Below are 20,454 nucleotides of genomic sequence, written 5' to 3'. Positions count from 1 at the left end.
GACTGGGGCGGGAAAACGGCGCTCAGATCTGTTGCGACAGCTTCACCACGCCCGCCGCCAGCAAGGCGACCAGCACCCCGGCCGTGGCCCAGAACATCTGCATCCCGCCCATGGAGCCAATGGAGCCGAGGGCCGCATCGCCCAGCCCGCTCCGCTCCAGCAGCGACTGAAGCGCCAGCCCGCCCTGAATCCCGGCCTGGGAGCTGGCCGAATCGATCACGCCGCCCGCCTGGGCGGAGAATCCATCCGGTCCCACATGGAAGTTGACGCCCAGCAGTTCGTGCATCGCGATCAGGCCCCCGATCACCCCCGCCGCCGACAGGGCCACGGACCGCACGCGCGAGGCCTTGTTCAGCCGCGCGGCCACATCCGCTTCAAAGAAGACCGAATCGGGAAAGTGCGGCGTCTGCGCGAACAGGCGCTCGATCGTCGGGTCGAATTCATCAGCCGACATGGGATGCGCTCCCGATTGCAACCGGCCCCGGCTGGAGCCGGGCCCGAAGTTTATCCAGACCACGCTTGACATGAGATTTCACCGTTCCAAGCGGCAAATTCATGGCCGCGGCGATTTCCGGGTGCGACAGCCCCGCGCCGTGACACAGGGAGACGCACAGGCGTTCGACCTCGCTGAGCCCCTTCAAGGCCTCGTCCAGGTCCACGCGGCCGATGCTGTCGACGGCGGGCGCGACGTTTTCCGTTTCGCTTTCCGCCACATAGCGCGCCTCCTTCGAGATGCGCTTCAGATACATGCGGGCGGCGATACGCTTGATCCAGGCGGCGAAGGTGCCTTCGCCCCGGAACTCGGCGCATTTCTCGAACGCCAGCAGAAAGGCGTCTTGAGCCACGTCGTCGGCCAGCGCAGGCTGGGCGCCCATACGGCGCAGCAGCCCCCGCACCGCCGAGCCGTGCCGACGGACCAACTCGCCGAACTCGCGGCGGCCGCCGCCGGCCGCAAGCCCGGCCAGCTCGACGTCATGCAGATCACGTAAGGCTTGGGCCATGACGGCTTCCCTGCTCCGGCCCGCCTCAGCCTTTGTTCTTGTTGAAGAAGCTCAGGATGATGAAGGCCAGACCGATCATGCCCGGAATCGCGGCGATGCCGACGATGGGATAGTAGGCGTCCATCTCGGCGAAGCTGACCGCATACCCGAAGATGCCGATGCCGAAGGCCACCGCCAGCAGAATGACGCCGGTGCGCAGGTCGCGCGCAGCCGTCGCCGGCGGCTTCACATTCTCCTTGCTGATGGTCTCGATGACCTCGGGCGGCAGAGGCTGGCCCTTTTCGATGGCCGTCCGCAGCGTAGCCTGCATCTCGCGCCGCTCGCGGCTCTTCAGCCAGGCAGGGATGACCACGATCGCCACCACCATCAGGAATGGCGCCAGCGGGATAAGGATTTCAAAGCCGTCCATGGGTTGTCGCCCCTTCGTGAAACTCTGTTCGGCCGAGCCTGATGCGGCGGCCTTCTGATCACAAGAGGCGGCGATGATCGCCTATGGATGCAGTTGCGCGCATGAACTCTTCGTAATGCGTCACCACAGCGTGACTCGACACGCCCGAAACGGCGTTCAACGCTGTAGCCGATCCCTTCGGAGCGGCGCATGACCATCACCTATCGCATCGTCCAGCACGACGGCGGCTGGGCCTACCAACTGGGCGACAGCTATTCCGAGACCTTCCCCAGCCACGCAGCGGCGCTGGCGGCGGCCACGGCCGCGGCGCGCGAACAGCGCGTGCCGGACCGCACGTTCTGGATCGAATATGAAGACGCCTCGGGCCAGTGGGTCACCGAGCGCGCCGACGGCCACGACCGCCCGACGACCGCCGTCGAGGACTGAACCTCAGCCCTTCAGGGCGGCGGCGTAGACGTCCGGCTTGAAGCCCAACAGGGTGCGCCCGTCGCCCAGGTCCAGCACCGGCCGCTTGATCATAGACGGCTGGGCCAGCATCAGGTCCACCGCCTTGGCGGCGTCGATGTCGGCCTTGTCGGCGTCCGACAGCTTGCGGAAGGTCGTGCCCGCCCGGTTCAGCACCTTCTCCCAGCCATGCTCGGCGACCCAGCGCTCCACCTCGGCGCGGTTCGCCCCAGCCGCCTTGTAGTCATGGAAGTCATAGGCCACGCCGTTCTGATCCAGCCAGACGCGCGCCTTCTTCATCGTGTCGCAGGCCTTGATGCCATACAGGGTGCGGGTCATGGGCGAACTCCAAGCGTGACGGACAACCGGGGTCTGACATCGAAGCGCGGAGGGGTCAATTTACCTGTCGCATGAAGAAATCTTCACTCGACGAACCAACCTTCACTTGAAAGAGTCGCGTTATCAAACGGAGGCGAACATGAAGCGTGCAGCAGCCTTAACGACCCTGGCGCTCATATCAGCCTGCTCCGAGCCCCGTCATGAAGTCAGTGCAAAGGTGACGACGCCTGTTGAGACGGGCAAGATCGCAGGCGTCCAACAATCTGTTGAAGCCCGCGCCGAAGTCCCCGCAGAGGCGGCAGAGGCCGTTGAAGCCCATAGTCGAGCGCAGGAGGCTGAAGCTCGGAAAACCAAGAGCCCCTAAAGCACCCCCAACACCGCCTCGACCGGCCGACCGATCGCCGCGCCCTTGGGCGTCTCGACGATGGGGCGCTCGACCAGGACCGGGCTCTCAATCATCGCGGCCAGGACCGCCGCGTCATCCGCATCGGCGGCCAGCAACTCGGCGGCCTTAACCTCCTTCTTGCGCAGCAGGCCCTTCAGCCCGCCGCCCGTCTCGCGCGCCAGACGGTTCAGGGTCTCGGCGTCCCAGCCGGTCTTCAGATACTCGACCACCGTCGGCTCGGTCCCGCGCTCGCGCAGCAGCTCCAGCGCCTTGCGCGAGGTCGAGCATTTCGGGTTGTGGTAAAGGGTGACGGTCATGGTCAGGCTCCTGTCTGCGCCCTCACCTAGGCCTTGAGGCCGTCTTGCGCCAGCTTCCCCGCCCCGCGCAGGCCGCCGATGTGCAGCAACAGGCACAGCACCATGCCGGCTCCCGCCACGCCGACGCTCCAGCCCGGCAGCCCCGGCGCGGCCGGCGACGCCCCGACCATCAGGCTGACCGACATCGCGCTCAGTTCATAAAGCGCCCAGGCCAGGCCGAAGACCGGCAGGATGCGGTTGGGACGGCGCCACTGCACCAGGCCCAGAACGGCGGCCACGGCCGAGAAGACCACCGCGAAACCCGTTGTCGCCCCGCGGAACTCCGCCTGTTCGGGCGCGCTCAGGAACCAGACCAGCCCGGCCTGCATCAGGCCCACGCCCGCCCAGATCCAGAAGGCCCAGGCGCTGCCGCGCGCCAGCGCCCTCGCCGTCTCGGTCGAATCGACCGGGGCGAACGGTTGGGGCGGTGCGATCCGTCGGTTCATGCGCGACTCCCTGACTGAGGCGGCGAAACTATCCCGCTCCGCGCCGAAATCCCAAGTGCGTGAAAGAGATATCGCCCCACCTTCACCTTTGGCGCCCGCCCGTCTAGGGTCGCCGCCATGCGGATCGAACCTCAAGATCAGGCCGTGCTCGATCACGTCGCGGCCCAAGGCGACGCCATTGTCCAGCGCGCCGTCGACTGGTCCAACATCAACTCAGGCAGCCGCCACGCCGAAGGGCTGGCGCGGATTCTCGACGTTCTGGACGCCACGGCGCGCGCCGCCTTCGCGCAGGCCACGGTCGAGCGCGTGCCGACGCAAGGCTCCACCACCGTCGCCGACAGCGGCGCGGTCATCGCCGAGAGCTACGCCGACTGCCTGAAGATCGTCGTCCGGCCCGAAGCCCCGCTTCAGGTCGTGTTGACCGGCCACTACGACACCGTCTTCCCCGCCGACAGCGCCTTCCAGACCGTCGTCACGCGCGACGACGGCGCCCTGAACGGCCCCGGCATCGCCGACATGAAGGGCGGCATCAGCGTCATGCTGGCCGCGCTGGAGGCCTTCGAGACCCATCCCGACAAGGCCCGCGTCGGCTGGACCGTGCTTCTGTCCCCCGACGAAGAGATCGGCTCGCCCGCCTCGGCGCCCCTGCTGGCGGAACTGGGCGCGCGCGGCCACGTCGGCCTGACCTATGAACCCGCCCTGTCCGATGGGACGCTCGCGGGCGAACGCAAGGGCAGCGGCAACTTCCACCTGATCGTCACCGGCAAGGCCGCCCACGCGGGCCGCGCCTTCCATGAGGGCGCCAACGCCGTCGCGGGCGCCGCCATCATCGCCGCCCGCCTGCACGGCCTGAACGGCCAGCGCGAGGGCGTCACCGTCAATGTGGCCAAGATCGCGGGCGGCGGCCCCCTGAACGTCGTGGCCGACAACGCCGTGGTCCGCTTCAACGTCCGCGTGCCGGACGCCCAGAGCGCGACCTGGATCGACGAAACGGTGCGCGCCCTCGCCGCCGAGCCGCCCTTCCCCGGCCTGACGCTGGACCTGCACGGCGGCATGACCCGCGCGCCCAAGCCGATGGACGCCAGCCAGACCGCCCTGTTCCACGCCGTGCGCGACGCCGGCGACCTGCTGGGCCAGACCATCGCCTGGAAGCCGTCCGGCGGCGTCTGCGAGGGCAACAACCTGCACGCCGCGGGCCTGCCCAACGTCGACACTCTGGGCGTCGTCGGCGGCGAGATTCACTCGGACCAGGAGTTCGCCTGGCCCGCCAGCTTCGTCGAACGGGCGCAATTGTCCGCCCTTATCCTGTGCAAGATCGCCTCGGGCGAGATCGACGCCCTCAAACTGAAACAGCTCCGACTGGAGACGATGTAACCGCATGCTCGTTGTTCGCCCCGCCGGCCCCGCCGATCTTCATCACCTGCTCGAACTGGCCATCCTGTCCGGCCCCGGCTTCACCAGCCTGCCCGAGGACGCCGATGTCCTCAGCGAACGCCTGGAACTGAGCCAGGCCAGCTTCGAAGGCCGCATTCCGTCGCAGGAAGCCTGGTACACCCTGATGCTGGAAGACGGCGACACGGGCGACATCGACGGCGTCGGCTCGGTCAAGGCGACGGTAGGGTTGAAGCGCCCCTTCTTCAGCTTCCGCGTGGTCAACAACACGGTCCAGTCGCCTTCGCTGGGCATCAAGCTGAACCATCAGACCCTCGTCCTGGTCAACGAATGCACAGGCTGGACCGAGGTCGGCTCCCTGTTCCTCAAGGCCGATCGTCGCAAGGGCGGCGCCGGGCGCCTGCTCAGCCAGTCGCGCTACATGCTGATCGGGGCCCAGCCGGACCTGTTCGCGGACAACGTGCTGGCCGAACTGCGCGGCGTCTTCACGCCCGACGGCTACTGCCCCTTCTGGGACCATGTGGCGCACAAATTCTTCCCGATGGACTTCGACGACGCTGACCGCATGAGCGGCTCGACCGACAAGCAGTTCATCCTCGACCTGGCCCCTCGCCACCCCATCTACATCGACCTGCTGCCCGAACCCGCGCGCGCCGTGATCGGCAAGGTCCACCCCCAGGGCGTGCCCGCCATGGCCCTGCTGGAAAGCGAAGGCTTCCGTCCCAACGGCCTGGTCGACATCTTCGACGCCGGTCCGACCGTGGCCTGCGGTCGTGACAACATCCGCACCGTCCGCGACGCCCGCGTCCTGAGCGCCCGCATCGAGAAGGAGGTCGAGGTCGAACTGCCCAGCCTCGTCTCGACCGACAGCGTCTCGGCCTTCCGCGCCGTGCGCGCCCGCGTCCTGGTGGACGGCGAAACCGTTCACATGACCCCCGACGTCGCCGCCGCCCTGAAGATCAAGGACGGCGCCACGGTGCGGGTGAAGTCGTGATACCCGCGCTCAAGCAGCCGAAGGCGGTAGCGCACAAAAACGCCCTTCTCTCCTTGTGGGAGAAGGCAGCTTGCGAAGCAGGTCGGATGAGGGGTGTCGCCGCGACGTCCGCCTCTTATCTTAACTACAGCACCGCCCCGTCAGACGTCGCCGCAACCCCTCATCCGGTCGCTGCCGCGACCACCTTCTCCCGCAAGGGGAGAAGGGGAGAACTCAAATGACCCGTTTCACCTCCACCAACCCCGCCACCGGCGAAACCGTCTGGGAAGGCGAAGCCGCCACGACCGAACAGGTCGGCGCCGCCGTCGAGGCCGCCCGCGCCGCCTTCCCCGACTGGGCCGACCGTCCGCGCCAGGACCGCATCGACGCGGTGAAGCGCTATCAGGCCATCCTGAAAGACCGCGCCCCCGAAATGGCCGAAGCCATCAGTCGCGAGACCGGCAAGGCCCTGTGGGAGACCAAGACCGAACTGGCCTCGATGGCGGGCAAGGTCGATATCTCGATCCGCGCCTATGACGAGCGCACCGGCGAGCGCAGCAACGACACCGCCTTCGGTCGCGCGACCCTGCGTCACCGCCCGCACGGCGTCTCGGCGGTGCTCGGCCCGTTCAACTTCCCCGGCCACCTGCCCAACGGCCACATCGTCCCGGCCCTGCTGGCGGGCGACACCGTCGTGTTCAAGCCGTCCGAGGAAACGCCCCTAACCGGCCAGCTGATGGCCGAGTGCCTGGACGCCGCCGACCTGCCCAAGGGCGTGTTCAACATGGTGCAGGGCGGGCGCGAAACCGGCGCGGCCCTGCTGGACCAGCCCATCGACGCCCTGATGTTCACCGGCTCGGGCGCGGCGGGCGCTCACTTCCGTCGCAAGTTCGCCGACGATCCCCACGTCATCCTGGCGCTGGAGCTGGGCGGCAATAACCCGCTGGTCGTCTGGGACGCCGCCGACGCTGAGGCTGTCGCGGGCATCGTGGTCCAGTCCGCCTTCGTCACCACTGGTCAGCGCTGCTCGTGCGCGCGCCGCCTGATCGTGCCGGAAGGCGCGCAGGGCGACGCCATCGTCGAGGCCGTGGCCGCCATGTCGGACCGCCTGAACTTCGCCCCGTGGGACAGCGACCCCGAACCCTACGCCGGGCCGCTGATCTCCGAGAAGGCCGCCGGCAACGCGCTGGCCGCCCTGCAACAGCGCATCGACGCGGGCGCGCGCGTGATCCGCGCCTCCGGCCCCGTCGACAACCTGCCGGGCGCCTTCGTCAAGCCTGCGATCATCGACGTCACCGGCGTCGCGGTCGAGGACGAAGAGATGTTCGCTCCCTTCCTCCAGGTCATCCGCGTCCCGACCTTCGACGCCGCCATCGCCGCCGCCAACGCCACGAAATACGGCCTGTCCGCTGGTCTGGTCAGCGACGATGCGAAGCACTGGGACCGCTTCATCAACCGCATCCGCGCGGGCGTGGTGAACTTCAACCGCCCGACCACGGGCGCGGCGGGCGACATGCCCTTCGGCGGCCTGGGCGCCAGCGGCAACCACCGCCCCAGCGCCTACTACGCCGCCGACTACTGCGCCTATCCGGTCGCCAGCTTCGAGGCGGGATCGGTCAAGAACATCGAAAACGAGATCAAGGGCTTGCGCGCATGACTTCTGCTGTCGAGGCCAATGCCGACGGCCTGATCGGGCCGACCCACTCCTACGCCGGACTGTCGCCGGGCAATCTGGCGTCCAGCCTGAACAAGGGCGAGGCGTCGAACCCGCGCGCGGCGGTACTGCAGGGCCTCGACAAGATGAAGACCCTGGCCGACCTGGGCCTGCCCCAGTTCGTCCTGCCTCCGCATGAGCGGCCGAACATCCCCTTCCTGCGCGACCTCGGCTTCTCGGGCTCCGACGCCCAGGTGCTGGAGCGCGCATGGAAGGATGCGCCCTCCTTCGCCGCCGCCGCCTGTTCGGCCTCGCCCATGTGGGCCGCCAACGCCGCCACGGTGACGCCCAGCGCCGACAGCCGCGACGGCCGCGTCCACTTCACCCCCGCTAATTTGATCACCAATCTGCACCGCAGCCTTGAGCACGATCAGACCAAGCGCGCGCTGGACGCCCTCTTCCCCGACGCCAGCCGTTTCGCCGTTCACGACGCCCTGCCCTCGGTCGCCCACCTGGCGGACGAAGGGGCGGCCAACCACGTCCGCCTGTGCCGCGATCACGGCGAGGCGGGCGTCAATCTGATGGTCTGGGGCCGCGAGGCCTGGGAGCATTGGGACGGTCCCTATCCCGCCCGTCAGAGGCGCGAGGCGTCCGAGGCGATCATGCGCCGCCACGAAGCGTCCGGCGCCGTCCTGGCGCGTCAGGGCAAGGCCGCCATCGCCGGCGGCACCTTCCACAACGACGTGGTCTGCGTCGGGGCCCTGGACACCCTCTTCTTCCATGAGCTGGCCTTCGAGGACACGGACGCGACCAAGGCCGCCATCCGCGCCGCCGCCGACGGGTTCGAGCCGCAGTTCGTCGAGGTCTCGGCCGCCGACCTGCCGCTGGCCGACGCCATCAGCTCCTATCTGTTCAACTCCATGCTGATCCGGGTTCCGGGGCAGGACCGCCTGACCCTGATCTGCCCGACCGAGACGCGCGACAACCCGCGCAGCCATGCGGTCGCGCAAGGGCTCGCCGCCTCCAACGGCCCGATCGGCCATGTCGAATACGTCGACGTGCGCCAGTCGATGCGCAACGGCGGCGGCCCGGCCTGCCTCCGTCTCAGGGTCGTCCTGACCGAGGCCGAGCTGGCGGCGACCAATCCGGCCATGCGCCTGACCGACGCGCTGCACGCCCGCCTGTCGGACTGGGGCCGCCGCTGGTATCGCGACAGCCTGACGGCGCACGACCTGGCCGACCCCGCCCTACTGGACGAGACGCGTGGCGCGCTTGACGAGCTGACGCAGATCCTGAACCTCGGCGGCGGCTTTTATCCGTTCCAGCGGACCTGATTTCTCATGATCGCGCTCCTCACCCTGTTTCTGCTACAAGATCCCGTCACCGACCTCGGTTTCCTGGAAGTGAAAGGACGCCGCCTGGACACCCGCCTGACTGTAGAGGTCAATGAAGATGCTCCATCGCAGGCAATCGTAGTCAGTTCGCCGGTCGGGATTCGGTGCGGTGCCCAACGCTTTGAGTTCGATCGTTACGAAGCTCCTCGACTATGCTGGATTCGAGCTATGTCAGGGACATCGGTCCAGTTGACCGCTCGCGTACCTGAAAGCTGGGGCGAAGTCTGGCGCGTCGAATGGTCAGGCTGTGAAGCCTCTGATGAAAGATCGTGCGCCGCGCTGATTAGTCAGAACGACCTTAAAATCACCGCGCGCTTCGTTCATATCGGCGCTTGAGCTTCCACACCTCTTTAGTAGCGAAGGGACCATCGGCCGCAGCCCTCGTCACGCTGCGGTCAAGCCGCCGTCATCGGACCGTAATGCACCGCTCGTAAGCACGGGGCATGATCGCTTCACGCCGCGCCTTCATGGCCTCCGCCGCCGCCCTCGCCCTGTCGGGCTACGCCAAACGCGCCCACGCCGTCGCCGCCGAACCGGGCGGCTTCGTCGACGACCCCTCGCGCAACGAGGTGTTCGGCTACGGCCCGATGAAGGCCGATCCCTATGGCCTGCTGGACCTGCCCGAGGGCTTCTCCTACCGCGTGGCGTCCCAGGCGGGCGAGACCATGGCCGACGGCCTGCTGACCCCCGACAAGTTCGACGGCATGGGCTGTTTCGGGCTGGATGAGGACCGGGTGATCCTGGTCCGCAACCACGAGGTCAATCCGCTGGAGTTCAACGCCAGCGCCTGGGGCGCCAATCACCGACTGGTCGGCGACCTGGACCGCGCCCGCGTCTACGGCGTCTATCCCGATGAGAACGGCGCGGTCGCTCCGCTGGGCGGCGGCACCACCACCGTCGTCTACAACCTCAGGACCGGCCGCGCCGAGCGCCAGCACCTCAGCCTGGGCGGCACGGCGGTCAACTGCGCCGGGGGCGTCACCCCCTGGGGCTCGTGGCTGAGCTGCGAAGAGATCGTCGCCGGGACCAAGGACGGCCTGCCTCAGGACCACGGCTGGGTGTTCGAGGTTCCGTCGCGCGCCACCGGCCTGGTCGATCCGACCCCGATCCGCGCCATGGGCCGCTTCAAGCACGAGGCCGCCTGCATCGATCCGCGCACCGGCGTCGTCTACATGACCGAGGACACGGCCGAGAGCCTCTTCTACCGCTACCTGCCGACCGACCCGCGCCGTCTGCAGACGGGCGGCCGCCTTCAGGCCCTGGCCCTGGTCGATCAGGCGCGCGGCGACACCCGCAACTGGAACGACGTCCTGTGGCGCCAGGGCCAGCGCCTGGCCGTGCGCTGGGTCGACCTGGATCATGTCGAAAGCCCCGACGGCGACCTATCCCTGCGCGGCCACGCCTCGGGCGCGGCCCTGTTCGCGCGCGGCGAAGGCGTCCACTGGGCGGGCGACCACCTCTATTTCACCTGCACCTCGGGCGGCGTCGGCCGTCACGGCCAGATCATGCGCTACGTCCCCAGCCCGCGCGAGGGCCAGTCGGACGAGGCCGCCCAACCGGGCGTGCTGGAGCTGTTCGTCGAGGCGGGCGACCGCGCCGTGCTGGACTATGTCGACAACATCGCCATCGCCCCCAACGGCCACGTCATCGGCTGCGAGGACAAACAGGTCGGCACCCAGCATGTAAAGGGCGTCACTCCCGATGGGCGCGTCTACGCCATCGCCCGCAACGCCATGCGCCACGACGCCGATGAATCGAACACCGAATTCGCTGGCGTCTGCTGGGCCCCGAACGGCCGGACCATGTTCGTGAACCTGTATTCCCCTGGCATGACGCTGGCCGTCACCGGCCCGTGGGAGCGGTTCAGGGTCTGAGGCCCTTCCCCCATACCGTCCCCCTCGGGCCTGTCCCGAGGGGGACGGACAGAGGAATGTCAGCGCATCCTCACCGTCCAAACGCAGACAATTTCCGGCGTCGGCTCGCGTAGACCCGCGCTTTCACACTGTCGCCTGCGCCCATGCGATGATCCCTCCCCCGCGCCGCCGCAGAGGAGAGATTCAGACGTTTCAGACGAATTGGACTCTGTTTTTTCTTCCTCCCCTTCAGGGGGAGGGAGAAGATGCGCCGCCTATGCCGCGAACCGCCCGCCTTTGGCGGCGTAGGCCTGGGTGCCGTGCGTGAACACCTTGTCGGTCGGCAGCACGGCCTCGATCGGCAGAGCCTCGGCGCCTTGCAGACGGTCGTAGATCGGGCCGAAGTCCTGAAGCGTCTCTCGCTTCAGCTGTTCGATGCTGTCGATGACGAAATAGACCTGCTGGAAGTCGTCGATCCGATAGAGGGTCTTCATCACCCGCTCCAGGTCGAAGCCCAGACGGTTCGGCGAGGGGTCTTCCAGGCTGAAGACGCTCTCGGTCGCCGACGACACGATGCCCGCGCCATAGATGCGAAGCTCGCCCGCTTCCTGCATCAGGCCGAACTCGACCGTGTACCAGTAGAGGCGCGCCAGGTTCGGCAGCATGCCCAGCGACGCCGCCCGCTGCCCGCCCTTGCCGTAGGCCTCCATATAGGCGGCGAAGTCGGGGTCGGTCAGCATCGGCACATGGCCGAACACATCGTGGAAGATGTCCGGCTCCTGCAGGTAGTCCAGTTGGTCCGGCTTGCGGATGAACTGGCCCGAGACGAAGCGGCGGTTGGCCAGATGGTCGAAGAAGACCTCGTCCGGCACCAGCCCCGGCACGCAGACCACGGTCCAGCCGGTCAGGGCCTGAAGCTTGGGGTTGATGACCTCGAAGTCGGGAATGCCGCCTGCGTTCAGGTCCAGCGCGTCCAGGCCGCGCAGGAAGGCCTCGCTGGCGCGACCCGGCAGGATCTTCATCTGCCGCTCGTACAGGGTGTTCCAGGTCTGATGCTCGACCTCGGTATAGGCCGACCAGTTCTGAGGGATGGTCCAGTCGGCGGCGGCGCCTTCCGGCGGCTGCTCGAAAACGTGCTCGAAGTCGGACATGGGGACGCTCCTCACGGCTCTGATGGCCTTTCGGGGCAGATTAGCGCGCGTTTCCGTCCACGTCACGCACGGCTGTTGCAGCGCTTTCGTGGCGCGGCGCAGCGCAAAAGAAAACGGGCCGGAGGTTTCCCTCCGACCCGCTTCGCTTTGAAAGCTGTCTCTGGAGATCCAGAGGCCAGTTCCGAAATCTTACTTGATTTCGACCTTGGCGCCGGCTTCTTCCAGCTTCTTCTTCAGCTCTTCAGCGGTCTGCTTCGAGACGTTCTCGACGACCGGCTGCGGAGCGCCTTCGACCAGGTCCTTGGCTTCCTTCAGACCCAGGTCGGTGCGGACGCCGCGGACTTCCTTGATGACGTTGATCTTCTTGTCGCCGCCGTCAACCAGGACAACGGTGAACTCGGTTTGCTCTTCGCCAGCCGGAGCGGCTTCAGCAGCGCCGGCGACGGCGGCGACGGCGACCGGAGCGGCGGCCGAAACGCCCCACTTCTCTTCCAGCAGCTTCGACAGTTCAGCGGCTTCCAGGACGGTCAGAGCCGACAGTTCTTCAACGATTTTGGCGAGATCAGCCATTTTAGTCTTCCTTCGGTAGGATGAGGTTCAGAGAGATATGCAGAGATGACGGGGCTTAGGCGGCGTCTTTGGTCGCGTACGCGTTGAAGACGCGCGCCAGTTGGCCGGCCGGCGCCTGCAGGACGCCGGCAACCTTGGTCGCCGGGGCTTGCAGCAGGCCGATGAGCTTGCCGCGCAGTTGGTCCAGCGACGGCAGCTTGGACAGGGCCTCGACGCCCTTGGCGTCCAGAACCTTGTCGCCCATGAAACCGCCCTGGATGACGAACTTGTCGTTGCCCTTGGCGAATTCGGCCGTGACCTTGGCGGCAGTGACGGGATCGGCGGCGTATGCGATGCCCACGGGGCCCTTGAACAGGCTGTGGTACTCGCTGCCTTCCTCGACGCCCAGCGCCTTGAGCGCCAGACGGTTCTTCACCACCTTGAACGCGCCGCCTTCTTTACGAAGGCGACCACGCAGGTCTTCCATCTCCACAACGGTCAGACCCAGGTTGTGGGTCACGACCACGGCGCCCGCGTCGGCGAACACGCTCTTCAGCGATTCGATCGACTCGGCTTTTTGTGCGCGGTCCATTGTGGTCTCCAGTTTTGGTATTCGCCGCCGGGCTTATTCCCGACGACGGATTTGGCTTAAGCGCCATGCATCGCTGCACAGCGTTCAGGCCGGTCTTATTGTCCGAAGGAAGCGTAGCCCGCCCGCCGGATGCCGGCAGGCAAAAGGTCTTTGCATCCCCATCTCCCCACGGCGCCAGAGGGCTCTCTGGACGTTTACGACGCGGGCGACCCCCGCATCCCGAAGTTCTCGGACAGGCATCGTCAGAACCGAGGCCCTGACGAGATGCGGGCTCTATACACGGCCCGGCGGGAAAATCAACGCTTGGAGGGCTTGGCTCCGCCCGCCGCCTGTCGGGTCATGGCCTCACAGTCAAAGGCGCCGCAAAACTTGGTCATCAAATCTTGCAGATAGGCCATCTGGAAGCCCTGCATGGCTTGGTTCAAGGCGCCGCCCATCTCCATCTGCTTGGCGGCGATCGCGCGCCCCTGCGGCGTGTCGTAGAAACCGACCAAAGCCTCCAGTTCGGCCTCGGTGAAGCGCGTCTGGATATCGTCGCTCAAGCTCCGGATCAGTCCATCCATATGAGGCCGCATGATGATGACGGTATTGGCGCGGAACCACTCCAACTGTTCGGCCGGCATCTCGTCGGCCATGCCCATGAGTTCATCGCTGACCAGTTGCTGTACGAGCTTGTCGATGCCGCCCGTGGTCAACTCCAGATAGCGACGGGTCAAGGCCGCGCGATTGTCCGGAGCCTGCACAGAGGCCTTGGCCTGTTCCTCGAGCGACGCATGAGCATGGACGGGCGCCGCAAAGGTCGCTCCTATCGCAACAAGGGTGAAACAGACGGCGGACAGAACGGGCGACATCGGATTCTCCATAGCGAGGCCACACCCATAACGAACACCGTTCGCCATTGAAAGCGCGCGCCCTACTCCGTCCCGCGCCCCGGATCGAAGTCGCGGATCAGTTCAGCCAATTCGACCTCGTCCACCACAGCGGCGGCGTCTTCGGTCGACATCCAGCGGCGCTCGCGCTGGGCGTCTTCGGGCCAGGCGCCCAGCTGGATGAAGACCTCCAGCGGATAGACGCTGGCGATGGTGGCCTGGACCCGCCCGGACTTCAGCCGCTTGCCGTACCGGAACCAGCCGATCGGCGCGCCCATGACGTCGCCCTGGACGCCCGCCTCTTCATAGGCCTCGATCACGGCGGCCTCGGCGTCGGTCTTGCCGGCCATGCGGTTGCCCTTGGGGATGACCCAGCGCCGCGTCTCGCGCGAGGTGATCATCATGATCTCCACGCCGTTCGAGCCATGCCGCCAAGGCAAGGCCGCGATCTGGCGCGTTTCCGAAGACAAGGTGCGGGGCTTGCTGGACATCAGGTCAGGAACAGCCCGCCCAGGACGTAGAACAGGGCGCCGATGGCCGCGGCGGCCGGCATGGTGATGAACCAGGCTGTGACGATGCTGCGCGCCACGCTCCAGCGCACGGCCGAGACGCGCTTGGCCGCGCCCACGCCGACGATGGCGCCGGTGATGGTGTGGGTGGTCGACACCGGAATGCCCATGCTGGTCGCCGCGAACAGGGTGATGGCCCCGCCCGTCTCAGCGCAGAAACCCTGCTGGGGGCTAAGCCGCGTAATGCGCGATCCCATGGTGTGAACGATCTTCCAGCCGCCGAACAGAGTGCCCAGAGCGATGGCCGCCTGACAGGTGATGACCACCCAGAACGGCACGTGAAACTCGCCGCCCAGCATGCCGCGCGAATAAAGCAGGATGGCGATGATCCCCATCGTCTTCTGGGCGTCATTGCCCCCGTGGCCCAGGGAATAGGCCGAGGCTGACACGAACTGCAAACCCCGGAAGACCCGGTCGGCGAAGTTGGGATTGGCCTTGGCGAACAGCCAGGACACGATCAGCACCAGCAGCAGGGCCAGCAGGAAGCCGATGGCCGGCGACATGAAGATGGCGCCCACCGTCTTCAGCACCCCGGCGATGACCACGGCGCTGGCCCCCGCCTTGGCGATGCCCGCTCCCAGCAGGCCGCCGATCAGAGCGTGCGAACTGGACGACGGGATCCCGCCCAGCCAGGTGATGACGTTCCAGCTGATGGCCCCCATCAGGGCGCCGAAGATCACCTGATCCGAGATCACGTCCGGCGAGATGATGCCCCGCCCGATGGTGTCGGCGACGTGCAGGCCGAAGAACAGGAAGGCGATGAAGTTGAAAAAGGCCGCCCACCCCACCGCATAGATCGGCGGCAGGACGCGCGTGGCGACGATGGTGGCGATCGAGTTGGCCGCGTCATGCAGGCCGTTCAGGAAGTCGAACAGCAGGGCGACGCCGATCAGGAAGACCAGGATCAGGAGGGCGTGATCCATGGCGCCCTACAGGTGCTCGACCAAGACGCCATTGATGCGATTGGCCACGTCCTCGAAGCGATCGATCACCTTCTCCAGGTGATCCAGCAACTGACTGCCGATGATGAAGCCCAGGGTGTTGCCGCCCGTCATGTCGTGTCGGTGCGCCTCATAAAGCGCCTTCATGCCCGCATCATAGAGGTCGTCGCTGCGGGCTTCCAGGTTGGTGATCTGCTCCGTCAGGATCGCCAGCCGCTCATGGTTCTTGCGCATCGCCGGCAGCAGGCCGAAGGCCTCCTGCGTCAGGGCCGCGCATTCGACCGCGATGTCGGCCAACTCCTGCATCTTGGGCGAGAAATCGCGCATCTCGTACAGGGTGACGATCTTGGCCGCCTTCTGCATCTGGTCGATGGTGTCGTCCAGCGAGTTGGTCAGGCCGCGGATGTCCGAACGGTCAAACGGAGTGATGAAGCTGCGGCGCACGGCGAACAGCACCTCGCGCGCGATCTCGTCGGCTTCTTCCTCGTGGGCGACCACCTTGGCGCACCATTCCCCGGTCTCGGGTCCGCCGTTCATCATCTGACGCAGGGCGCCCGCGCCATGAACCAGCGACTGAGCGTGGGCGTCGAACAGCCGGAAGAAGTTGTCTTCCTTCGGCAACAGCGCCTGGAACCAGTTGAGCATGGGTCGTCTCCGCAAGGCCGCCTCGCGCATACCGAGGACCGAGCCGGCGCCCCAAGTCCCGGCTTCCGGCCCCTTCGTCAAGTCATCCGCATACGGATTCTCGGATTTCTCCCCCAGCCATTGACGCCGTTCCAGCCGAGGCGCATGAATAAAATGTCATCTTTGTGTTCAAATAGCGTCTGAAAGTGTCATGACCTACCCTGCGGAGCAGGAGCGCCTGCTTGTCGAAGCCGGCCAGGCTCTAGCGCGTCGCGACCCCCAGTCCGCCTTGCGGTTGCTGGATCAGGCGGATCAGTTCGGTAAAACGCACAACGCCACCCTGAACCGCGCCGTCGCCCTGCGCCTTATGGGGGACTACCACGCCTCCCTGCACGTCCTGGACGAAGCGCTCGACATGCGGCCCTACGACTTCATGGCGCTGCTGGCTAAAGGCGCCATGCTGGAGAAGATCAACCAGACCAAGACGGCGGTCGAAGTCTATCGCAACGCCCTGAAGATCGCCCCGCCGCGCGCCTCCTGCCCGCCCGGCGTCGTCAGCCAGATGGACTACGCCAGCAACCTGATCGACCGACACGCCAAGGCGCTGGCCGAGTTCATGAAGGATCGTATCGCGCCGCTGAAAACCGAACTGGGCGAAGCCAGCCGGGATCGCTTTGAAGAAGGCCTGGAGATCTACGCTGGTCTGAAACAGCCGCCCAAGCAACAGCCGCTCCTGCTCAACTATCCGCGTCTGCCGGTCATCCCCTTCTATGACCGCACCCTGTTTCCCTGGCTGGCGCAGTTGGAAGAGGCGACCCCTGTCATCCAGGCCGAACTGGCGACCCTGCTCGAAACCGCCTTCGACGAGTTCTCGCCCTACATCGCCTATCCCAAGGGCGCGCCGGTCAATCAGTGGGGCGAACTGAACCACTCGCGCAAATGGAGCTCCCTCTTCCTATGGAAGGACGGCCGCCGCCAGGATGAAGTCTGCGCCCGCGCGCCCCGGACCGCCGCCCTGCTGGAAAGCCTGCCCATGGCGGATCAGGACGGTTTCGCGCCCACCGCCATGTTCTCGGCGCTTCAGCCCAAGACGCATATTCCGCCGCACACCGGCTCCTCGAACGTGCGCCTGCTGACGCACCTGCCGCTGGTCCTGCCGGGACCGGCGCGCTTCCGCGTGGGCAATACAGTGCGCGAATGGGAGATGGGCCGCGCCTGGGTCTTTGACGACACCATCGAGCATGAAGCGTGGAATGAGGCGGAGGCCATGCGCGTCATCCTGATCTTCGACGTCTGGAACCCTTACCTCGACGACGGCGAGAAACGGCTGATCACCGAGATGATGAAGGCGCAGCGAGAGTTCACGGGAGGCTGAATCCCCGACTGGCCTCTCAAGCCCGCCCAACAGAAAACGGCCCCGGAAGATCTCTCTTCCGGGGCCGTCGTCATTCTTAGCCGTGAAGCCGGATCAGGCGCCCAGCGAAGCCGGGTCGATCTTGAAGCCCGGGCCCATCGTCGAGGACAGGGCGATGCGCTTCACATAGGTGCCCTTGGCGCCCGACGGCTTGGCGCGGACGAGGGCGTCCACGATGGCCTTGACGTTGGCTTCCAGGGCGTCCTGGGTGAAGGAGGCCTTGCCGATGCCGGCGTGGACGATGCCCGCCTTCTCGACGCGGAACTCGACAGCGCCGCCCTTGGCGTCCTTGACGGCCTGAGCGACGTTCGGGGTCACGGTGCCGACCTTCGGGTTCGGCATCAGGCCGCGCGGGCCCAGCACCTTACCCAGACGACCGACCAGGGCCATCATGTCCGGCGACGCGATCACGCGGTCGAAGTCCATAAAGCCGCCGGCGATCTTCTCGTACAGGTCTTCAGCGCCGACGTGCTCGGCGCCGGCCGCCTTGGCTTCATCAGCCTTGGCGTCCTTGGCGAAGACGGCGACGCGGACGTCACGGCCGGTGCCCGAGGGCAGGTTCACCACGCCGCGGACCTGTTGGTCGGCGTGACGCGGGTCGACGCCCAGGTTGATGGCGATTTCGATCGACTCGTCGAACTTGGCCTTGGCGTTGTCTTTCACCAGCTTGATGGCGTCCGAGAAGGCCAGCAGGTCTTCGGTGACGCCCGTGCGGGCCTTATGGGCTTTGGTCAGCTTAGCCATGTCTTAGCCCTCCACCACTTGAATGCCGATGGCGCGGGCCGAGCCCTCGATGATGCGCGACGCGGCGTCCAGGTCGTTCGCGTTCAGGTCTTTCATCTTCTTCTCGGCGATTTCGCGCAGTTGCGTCTGCGTGATCTTGCCGGCGAACTCGCGGCCGACGAGCTTGGCGCCCGACTTGATGCCGGCGGCTTGCTTCAGATACCAGGTCGCCGGCGGCGTCTTGGTGATGAAGGTGAACGACTTGTCCTGATAGACGGTGATGACGGTCGGAAGCGGGGTGCCCTTGGCTTCCTTCTCGGTCCGTGCGTTGAACTCCTTGCAGAAGCCCATGATGTTCACGCCGCGCTGACCCAGAGCCGGGCCGATCGGGGGCGAAGGCGTGGCCGAACCGGCCGGCACTTGCAGCTTGATATAGCCGAGAATCTTCTTGGCCATTGGTCTCTCCTATGAATGACCCGGCGACGATGCGCCCGGCCGGTGAGCCGTGGTGCGGCATGGCTGCCTTCCACGGATTTGCCGCCGGGCGACTCGAAGGCCGTCCAGCGAAGGCGCGCGTTTAGCAGGCAGACCCTGAAAACGCAAACGGGACCGCCCGAAGACGGTCCCGATCTCTGCGTGGCGTCAGCAGCCGATCAGGCGCTGACCTTCTCCACCTGATTGTACTCCAGCTCGACCGGGGTCGGGCGCCCGAAGATCGAGACGGCCACGCGCAGGCGGGCGTTCTCTTCGTCGACGCTTTCGACCTGACCATCGAAGCTGGCGAACGGGCCGTCGATGACCTTGACGTTCTCGCCGATGTCGAAGCGGATAGTGGGTTTCGGACGCTCGACGCCCTCTTCCACCTGGCCGATGATGTTCTGAACTTCACGCTCCGAGACCGGCAGGGGCTTGGTGCCGCCCGCGGCGCCAAGGAAGCCCGTGACCTTCGGCGTGTTCTTGACCAGGTGATAGGCCTCGTCGGTCATCTCCATCTTCACCAGCACATAGCCGGGGAAGAATTTGCGCTCGGCGTTGACCTTCTTGCCGCGGCGGATCTCGATGACGTCCTCGGTCGGAACCAGGATTTCAGAGAAGGCGTCTTCCAGGCCCTGTTGCTTGGCCTGGTCGCGCAATTGCTCGGCGACCTTCTTCTCGAAGTTCGAATAGGCGTGGACGATGTACCACTTGTGGCGGGGGTTGGCCGCCGGCTTGGGCGCTGCATCGGTCATGTGCGCGTCTCCTTTATTGGCCAAGGCTGAGGATGATGCGGGACGCGAAGCCGAGACCCGTGTCGACGATCCAGAAGAAGGCGGCCGCGATCAGCACCATGATGAAGACCATCACCGAGGTGATCCAGGTCTCCTTGCGGCTGGGCCACACGATCTTGCGGGCTTCAGCGCGAACTTCGCTGATGAACTGCGGGATGGACGTCTTCTTCTTCGGCGCGGGCGCGTCGACAGCCACGGTCGCTGCGCCTTGCGCGGCTGCTGCGGTCTTGGTCCCCGTGGTGCGGCGGCCGCCCGGGGTCTTCGCCTTGGCCATTTGACGTCTCTTCAACCTCTGGATCCTGCTGCTCCACATGGGAAGTCCCAGGCGATCACAACAGGGGGAATGGCAGGAGTGGAGGGACTCGAACCCCCGGCCCTCGGTTTTGGAGACCGATGCTCTACCAGCTGAGCTACACTCCTAGTGTCCCGGACAAAGATCAGCGCGCCGTGGATAACCACCCAGCGGCGCGACCCTCGCCAGAGGGGGGCGTATGCCCGAGCCCCACCGTCATTTCAAGGGCCATCTGCGCCGCAGACGCGCGAAGTCGCGGATTTTCCTCAGAACAGACGCGCTACGGCGCTGGGCTCATAGCTCAGCCCCTTCACCAGGGCGTCGGAATCGCCGATCGAAAAGGTCTGGGCCCGGCTGCGGCCTTCCACCACCGCCACCGCCTCGATCTCTTCGGGAATCACCTTGACCACCGCCACGGCGTCGCCGCCGGGCGCCCAGGGGCTGAGGTCGGGCGAGCGGGCGATGATCAGGTCGTTCAGCCGCTTCACCTCGTCGCCATCCGTGACCTCCTCTGCGCGGCCGTCGATGGAGACGCCGACCGCCTCCCCTTCCTCGCCCACGCCGCGCACGGCCACGCCGACGCGCGGGTCGGCGGTCATGTTCTTCAGCTTCTCGCTGTCGCGAGCGGTGACGAAATAGAGGTTCAGCCCGTCGTTCAGATAGCCCAGCGTCGCCGCCTGCGGCCGTCCGTCGGCCCGGTTCACGGCCAGGGTCATCAGCTTCTGGCTGTCCAGCAGCTTGAGAATGGCGGCCACCGCGCCGCCGTGGATCGGGGTGATGCGCGAGGTCGAGCTCATGGCGTTTCTCCAGAAGATG

General features: G+C 66.4%; 25 protein-coding genes, 1 tRNA gene and 1 pseudogene. 8 read left to right on the top strand and 19 right to left on the bottom strand.

Annotated elements, in window-relative coordinates; all coding sequences use genetic code 11:
• Positions 1-22: 22 nt before the first annotated feature.
• Genes ACU5AP_RS05685 through ACU5AP_RS05675 form a run of 3 tightly spaced genes read right to left on the bottom strand, consistent with a single transcriptional unit; the run spans position 23 to position 1,410 of the window.
• Positions 23-454 (bottom strand): hypothetical protein, encoded by a 432-nt coding sequence (locus tag ACU5AP_RS05685; protein WP_046654300.1) that lies wholly within the window; start codon positions 452-454, stop codon positions 23-25.
• Entirely contained in the window at positions 444-1,001 is a 558-nt protein-coding gene (locus ACU5AP_RS05680) for an RNA polymerase sigma factor (protein ID WP_128720270.1), read from the bottom strand. The genes ACU5AP_RS05685 and ACU5AP_RS05680 overlap by 11 nt, the downstream gene beginning before the upstream one ends.
• Before the next feature lie 25 nt (positions 1,002-1,026).
• Positions 1,027-1,410 carry a DUF6249 domain-containing protein gene (locus ACU5AP_RS05675; protein WP_046654304.1) on the bottom strand — a complete coding sequence of 128 codons (384 nt, stop codon included), beginning with the start codon at positions 1,408-1,410 and terminating at the stop codon, positions 1,027-1,029.
• Between the two features lie 189 nt (positions 1,411-1,599).
• On the opposite strand from ACU5AP_RS05675, the gene ACU5AP_RS05670 reads away from it, so the two are divergent.
• The gene (locus ACU5AP_RS05670) at positions 1,600-1,836 is read left to right on the top strand and encodes a DUF2188 domain-containing protein (RefSeq protein WP_003165466.1); all 237 of its coding nucleotides are present in this window, start codon (positions 1,600-1,602) and stop codon (positions 1,834-1,836) included.
• A 3-nt stretch (positions 1,837-1,839) separates the two neighbouring features.
• Here the strand turns inward: ACU5AP_RS05670 and ACU5AP_RS05665 are convergent, their stop codons facing one another.
• The 3 genes from ACU5AP_RS05665 to ACU5AP_RS05655 all read right to left on the bottom strand — a co-directional run bounded on the left by ACU5AP_RS05665 (position 1,840) and on the right by ACU5AP_RS05655 (position 3,380).
• Positions 1,840-2,193: an ArsC family reductase gene (locus ACU5AP_RS05665; RefSeq protein WP_446680926.1), complete on the bottom strand. Its 354-nt coding sequence runs from the start codon at positions 2,191-2,193 to the stop codon at positions 1,840-1,842.
• A gap of 360 nt (positions 2,194-2,553) precedes the next feature.
• A complete protein-coding gene (locus tag ACU5AP_RS05660) occupies positions 2,554-2,895 on the bottom strand; it encodes an ArsC/Spx/MgsR family protein (protein ID WP_446680925.1) in 342 nt (113 codons plus the stop codon).
• A 26-nt stretch (positions 2,896-2,921) separates the two neighbouring features.
• The gene (locus ACU5AP_RS05655; protein WP_003165469.1) at positions 2,922-3,380 is read right to left on the bottom strand and encodes a hypothetical protein; all 459 of its coding nucleotides are present in this window, start codon (positions 3,378-3,380) and stop codon (positions 2,922-2,924) included.
• Positions 3,381-3,497: 117 nt separating this feature from the next.
• Between ACU5AP_RS05655 and ACU5AP_RS05650 the strand changes: the two genes are divergently transcribed.
• From ACU5AP_RS05650 to ACU5AP_RS05625, 6 genes and pseudogenes are all read left to right on the top strand, one after another.
• A complete protein-coding gene (locus tag ACU5AP_RS05650) occupies positions 3,498-4,754 on the top strand; it encodes a hydrolase (RefSeq protein ID WP_446680924.1) in 1,257 nt (418 codons plus the stop codon).
• A 4-nt stretch (positions 4,755-4,758) separates the two neighbouring features.
• On the top strand, positions 4,759-5,766 hold the full coding sequence (locus ACU5AP_RS05645; protein ID WP_446680923.1) for an arginine N-succinyltransferase: 1,008 nt from the start codon (positions 4,759-4,761) through the stop codon (positions 5,764-5,766).
• 208 nt (positions 5,767-5,974) lie between these two features.
• A pseudogene (gene astD, locus ACU5AP_RS05640) lies at positions 5,975-7,402 on the top strand (succinylglutamate-semialdehyde dehydrogenase); the annotation flags it as partial.
• Positions 7,399-8,733, top strand: a complete 1,335-nt coding sequence (gene astB / locus ACU5AP_RS05635; protein WP_446680922.1) for an N-succinylarginine dihydrolase — start codon at positions 7,399-7,401, stop codon at positions 8,731-8,733. The pseudogene astD and the gene astB, both read left to right, overlap by 4 nt.
• 6 nt (positions 8,734-8,739) lie before the next feature.
• The gene (locus tag ACU5AP_RS05630) at positions 8,740-9,129 is read left to right on the top strand and encodes a hypothetical protein (protein WP_128720278.1); all 390 of its coding nucleotides are present in this window, start codon (positions 8,740-8,742) and stop codon (positions 9,127-9,129) included.
• Between the two features lie 107 nt (positions 9,130-9,236).
• Positions 9,237-10,667: an alkaline phosphatase PhoX gene (locus ACU5AP_RS05625; protein WP_446680921.1), complete on the top strand. Its 1,431-nt coding sequence runs from the start codon at positions 9,237-9,239 to the stop codon at positions 10,665-10,667.
• Between the two features lie 254 nt (positions 10,668-10,921).
• Here ACU5AP_RS05625 and phhA read toward each other — a convergent pair whose 3' ends face one another.
• The 7 genes from phhA to ACU5AP_RS05590 all read right to left on the bottom strand — a co-directional run bounded on the left by phhA (position 10,922) and on the right by ACU5AP_RS05590 (position 15,962).
• Positions 10,922-11,797 (bottom strand): phenylalanine 4-monooxygenase, encoded by an 876-nt coding sequence (gene phhA / locus ACU5AP_RS05620; protein ID WP_003165476.1) that lies wholly within the window; start codon positions 11,795-11,797, stop codon positions 10,922-10,924.
• A 189-nt stretch (positions 11,798-11,986) separates the two neighbouring features.
• Entirely contained in the window at positions 11,987-12,367 is a 381-nt protein-coding gene (gene rplL / locus ACU5AP_RS05615) for a 50S ribosomal protein L7/L12 (RefSeq protein WP_003165478.1), read from the bottom strand.
• Between the two features lie 55 nt (positions 12,368-12,422).
• Entirely contained in the window at positions 12,423-12,938 is a 516-nt protein-coding gene (rplJ, locus tag ACU5AP_RS05610) for a 50S ribosomal protein L10 (RefSeq protein ID WP_003165479.1), read from the bottom strand.
• Positions 12,939-13,234: 296 nt separating this feature from the next.
• Entirely contained in the window at positions 13,235-13,789 is a 555-nt protein-coding gene (locus ACU5AP_RS05605) for a DUF2059 domain-containing protein (RefSeq protein ID WP_164918029.1), read from the bottom strand.
• A 62-nt stretch (positions 13,790-13,851) separates the two neighbouring features.
• Positions 13,852-14,298, bottom strand: coding sequence for an NUDIX hydrolase (locus ACU5AP_RS05600; protein WP_128720281.1), 447 nt, complete (start codon positions 14,296-14,298; stop codon positions 13,852-13,854).
• A complete protein-coding gene (locus ACU5AP_RS05595) occupies positions 14,298-15,299 on the bottom strand; it encodes an inorganic phosphate transporter (protein WP_046654322.1) in 1,002 nt (333 codons plus the stop codon). Before ACU5AP_RS05595 ends, ACU5AP_RS05600 begins: the two co-directional genes overlap by 1 nt.
• 6 nt (positions 15,300-15,305) lie before the next feature.
• Positions 15,306-15,962 carry a DUF47 domain-containing protein gene (locus ACU5AP_RS05590; protein ID WP_046654324.1) on the bottom strand — a complete coding sequence of 219 codons (657 nt, stop codon included), beginning with the start codon at positions 15,960-15,962 and terminating at the stop codon, positions 15,306-15,308.
• A gap of 190 nt (positions 15,963-16,152) precedes the next feature.
• Here ACU5AP_RS05590 and ACU5AP_RS05585 point away from each other — a divergent pair, with 190 nt between their 5' ends.
• Positions 16,153-17,316, top strand: a complete 1,164-nt coding sequence (locus ACU5AP_RS05585; protein WP_446680920.1) for an aspartyl/asparaginyl beta-hydroxylase domain-containing protein — start codon at positions 16,153-16,155, stop codon at positions 17,314-17,316.
• A 93-nt stretch (positions 17,317-17,409) separates the two neighbouring features.
• Here ACU5AP_RS05585 and rplA read toward each other — a convergent pair whose 3' ends face one another.
• The 6 genes from rplA to ACU5AP_RS05555 all read right to left on the bottom strand — a co-directional run bounded on the left by rplA (position 17,410) and on the right by ACU5AP_RS05555 (position 20,435).
• Positions 17,410-18,099, bottom strand: coding sequence for a 50S ribosomal protein L1 (gene rplA, locus ACU5AP_RS05580; RefSeq protein WP_003165486.1), 690 nt, complete (start codon positions 18,097-18,099; stop codon positions 17,410-17,412).
• A 3-nt stretch (positions 18,100-18,102) separates the two neighbouring features.
• A complete protein-coding gene (gene rplK, locus ACU5AP_RS05575) occupies positions 18,103-18,534 on the bottom strand; it encodes a 50S ribosomal protein L11 (protein ID WP_003165488.1) in 432 nt (143 codons plus the stop codon).
• Positions 18,535-18,731: 197 nt separating this feature from the next.
• Positions 18,732-19,307, bottom strand: coding sequence for a transcription termination/antitermination protein NusG (gene nusG, locus ACU5AP_RS05570; RefSeq protein WP_003165489.1), 576 nt, complete (start codon positions 19,305-19,307; stop codon positions 18,732-18,734).
• Positions 19,308-19,320: 13 nt separating this feature from the next.
• A complete protein-coding gene (gene secE / locus ACU5AP_RS05565; RefSeq protein WP_003165490.1) occupies positions 19,321-19,620 on the bottom strand; it encodes a preprotein translocase subunit SecE in 300 nt (99 codons plus the stop codon).
• A 70-nt stretch (positions 19,621-19,690) separates the two neighbouring features.
• Positions 19,691-19,766: transfer RNA gene (locus tag ACU5AP_RS05560), tRNA-Trp, on the bottom strand.
• Positions 19,767-19,904: 138 nt separating this feature from the next.
• Positions 19,905-20,435, bottom strand: coding sequence for a pyridoxamine 5'-phosphate oxidase family protein (locus ACU5AP_RS05555; protein WP_003165491.1), 531 nt, complete (start codon positions 20,433-20,435; stop codon positions 19,905-19,907).
• Positions 20,436-20,454 lie beyond the last annotated feature (19 nt).

Source organism: Brevundimonas sp. RM1 (genome assembly GCF_052907225.1).
This window is presented reverse-complemented; position numbering and strand designations above follow the sequence as displayed.

Bases quoted from the DNA above. Each gene is read 5' to 3' on its own strand.
- ACU5AP_RS05685 (WP_046654300.1), bottom strand. From the start codon at position 454: ATGTCGGCTGATGAATTCGACCCGACGATCGAGCGCCTGTTCGCGCAG.
- ACU5AP_RS05680 (WP_128720270.1), bottom strand. From the start codon at position 1,001: ATGGCCCAAGCCTTACGTGATCTGCATGACGTCGAGCTGGCCGGGCTT.
- ACU5AP_RS05675 (WP_046654304.1), bottom strand. From the start codon at position 1,410: ATGGACGGCTTTGAAATCCTTATCCCGCTGGCGCCATTCCTGATGGTG.
- ACU5AP_RS05670 (WP_003165466.1), top strand. From the start codon at position 1,600: ATGACCATCACCTATCGCATCGTCCAGCACGACGGCGGCTGGGCCTAC.
- ACU5AP_RS05665 (WP_446680926.1), bottom strand. From the start codon at position 2,193: ATGACCCGCACCCTGTATGGCATCAAGGCCTGCGACACGATGAAGAAG.
- ACU5AP_RS05660 (WP_446680925.1), bottom strand. From the start codon at position 2,895: ATGACCGTCACCCTTTACCACAACCCGAAATGCTCGACCTCGCGCAAG.
- ACU5AP_RS05655 (WP_003165469.1), bottom strand. From the start codon at position 3,380: ATGAACCGACGGATCGCACCGCCCCAACCGTTCGCCCCGGTCGATTCG.
- ACU5AP_RS05650 (WP_446680924.1), top strand. From the start codon at position 3,498: ATGCGGATCGAACCTCAAGATCAGGCCGTGCTCGATCACGTCGCGGCC.
- ACU5AP_RS05645 (WP_446680923.1), top strand. From the start codon at position 4,759: ATGCTCGTTGTTCGCCCCGCCGGCCCCGCCGATCTTCATCACCTGCTC.
- astB (WP_446680922.1), top strand. From the start codon at position 7,399: ATGACTTCTGCTGTCGAGGCCAATGCCGACGGCCTGATCGGGCCGACC.
- ACU5AP_RS05630 (WP_128720278.1), top strand. From the start codon at position 8,740: ATGATCGCGCTCCTCACCCTGTTTCTGCTACAAGATCCCGTCACCGAC.
- ACU5AP_RS05625 (WP_446680921.1), top strand. From the start codon at position 9,237: ATGATCGCTTCACGCCGCGCCTTCATGGCCTCCGCCGCCGCCCTCGCC.
- phhA (WP_003165476.1), bottom strand. From the start codon at position 11,797: ATGTCCGACTTCGAGCACGTTTTCGAGCAGCCGCCGGAAGGCGCCGCC.
- rplL (WP_003165478.1), bottom strand. From the start codon at position 12,367: ATGGCTGATCTCGCCAAAATCGTTGAAGAACTGTCGGCTCTGACCGTC.
- rplJ (WP_003165479.1), bottom strand. From the start codon at position 12,938: ATGGACCGCGCACAAAAAGCCGAGTCGATCGAATCGCTGAAGAGCGTG.
- ACU5AP_RS05605 (WP_164918029.1), bottom strand. From the start codon at position 13,789: ATGTCGCCCGTTCTGTCCGCCGTCTGTTTCACCCTTGTTGCGATAGGA.
- ACU5AP_RS05600 (WP_128720281.1), bottom strand. From the start codon at position 14,298: ATGTCCAGCAAGCCCCGCACCTTGTCTTCGGAAACGCGCCAGATCGCG.
- ACU5AP_RS05595 (WP_046654322.1), bottom strand. From the start codon at position 15,299: ATGGATCACGCCCTCCTGATCCTGGTCTTCCTGATCGGCGTCGCCCTG.
- ACU5AP_RS05590 (WP_046654324.1), bottom strand. From the start codon at position 15,962: ATGCTCAACTGGTTCCAGGCGCTGTTGCCGAAGGAAGACAACTTCTTC.
- ACU5AP_RS05585 (WP_446680920.1), top strand. From the start codon at position 16,153: ATGACCTACCCTGCGGAGCAGGAGCGCCTGCTTGTCGAAGCCGGCCAG.
- rplA (WP_003165486.1), bottom strand. From the start codon at position 18,099: ATGGCTAAGCTGACCAAAGCCCATAAGGCCCGCACGGGCGTCACCGAA.
- rplK (WP_003165488.1), bottom strand. From the start codon at position 18,534: ATGGCCAAGAAGATTCTCGGCTATATCAAGCTGCAAGTGCCGGCCGGT.
- nusG (WP_003165489.1), bottom strand. From the start codon at position 19,307: ATGACCGATGCAGCGCCCAAGCCGGCGGCCAACCCCCGCCACAAGTGG.
- secE (WP_003165490.1), bottom strand. From the start codon at position 19,620: ATGGCCAAGGCGAAGACCCCGGGCGGCCGCCGCACCACGGGGACCAAG.
- ACU5AP_RS05555 (WP_003165491.1), bottom strand. From the start codon at position 20,435: ATGAGCTCGACCTCGCGCATCACCCCGATCCACGGCGGCGCGGTGGCC.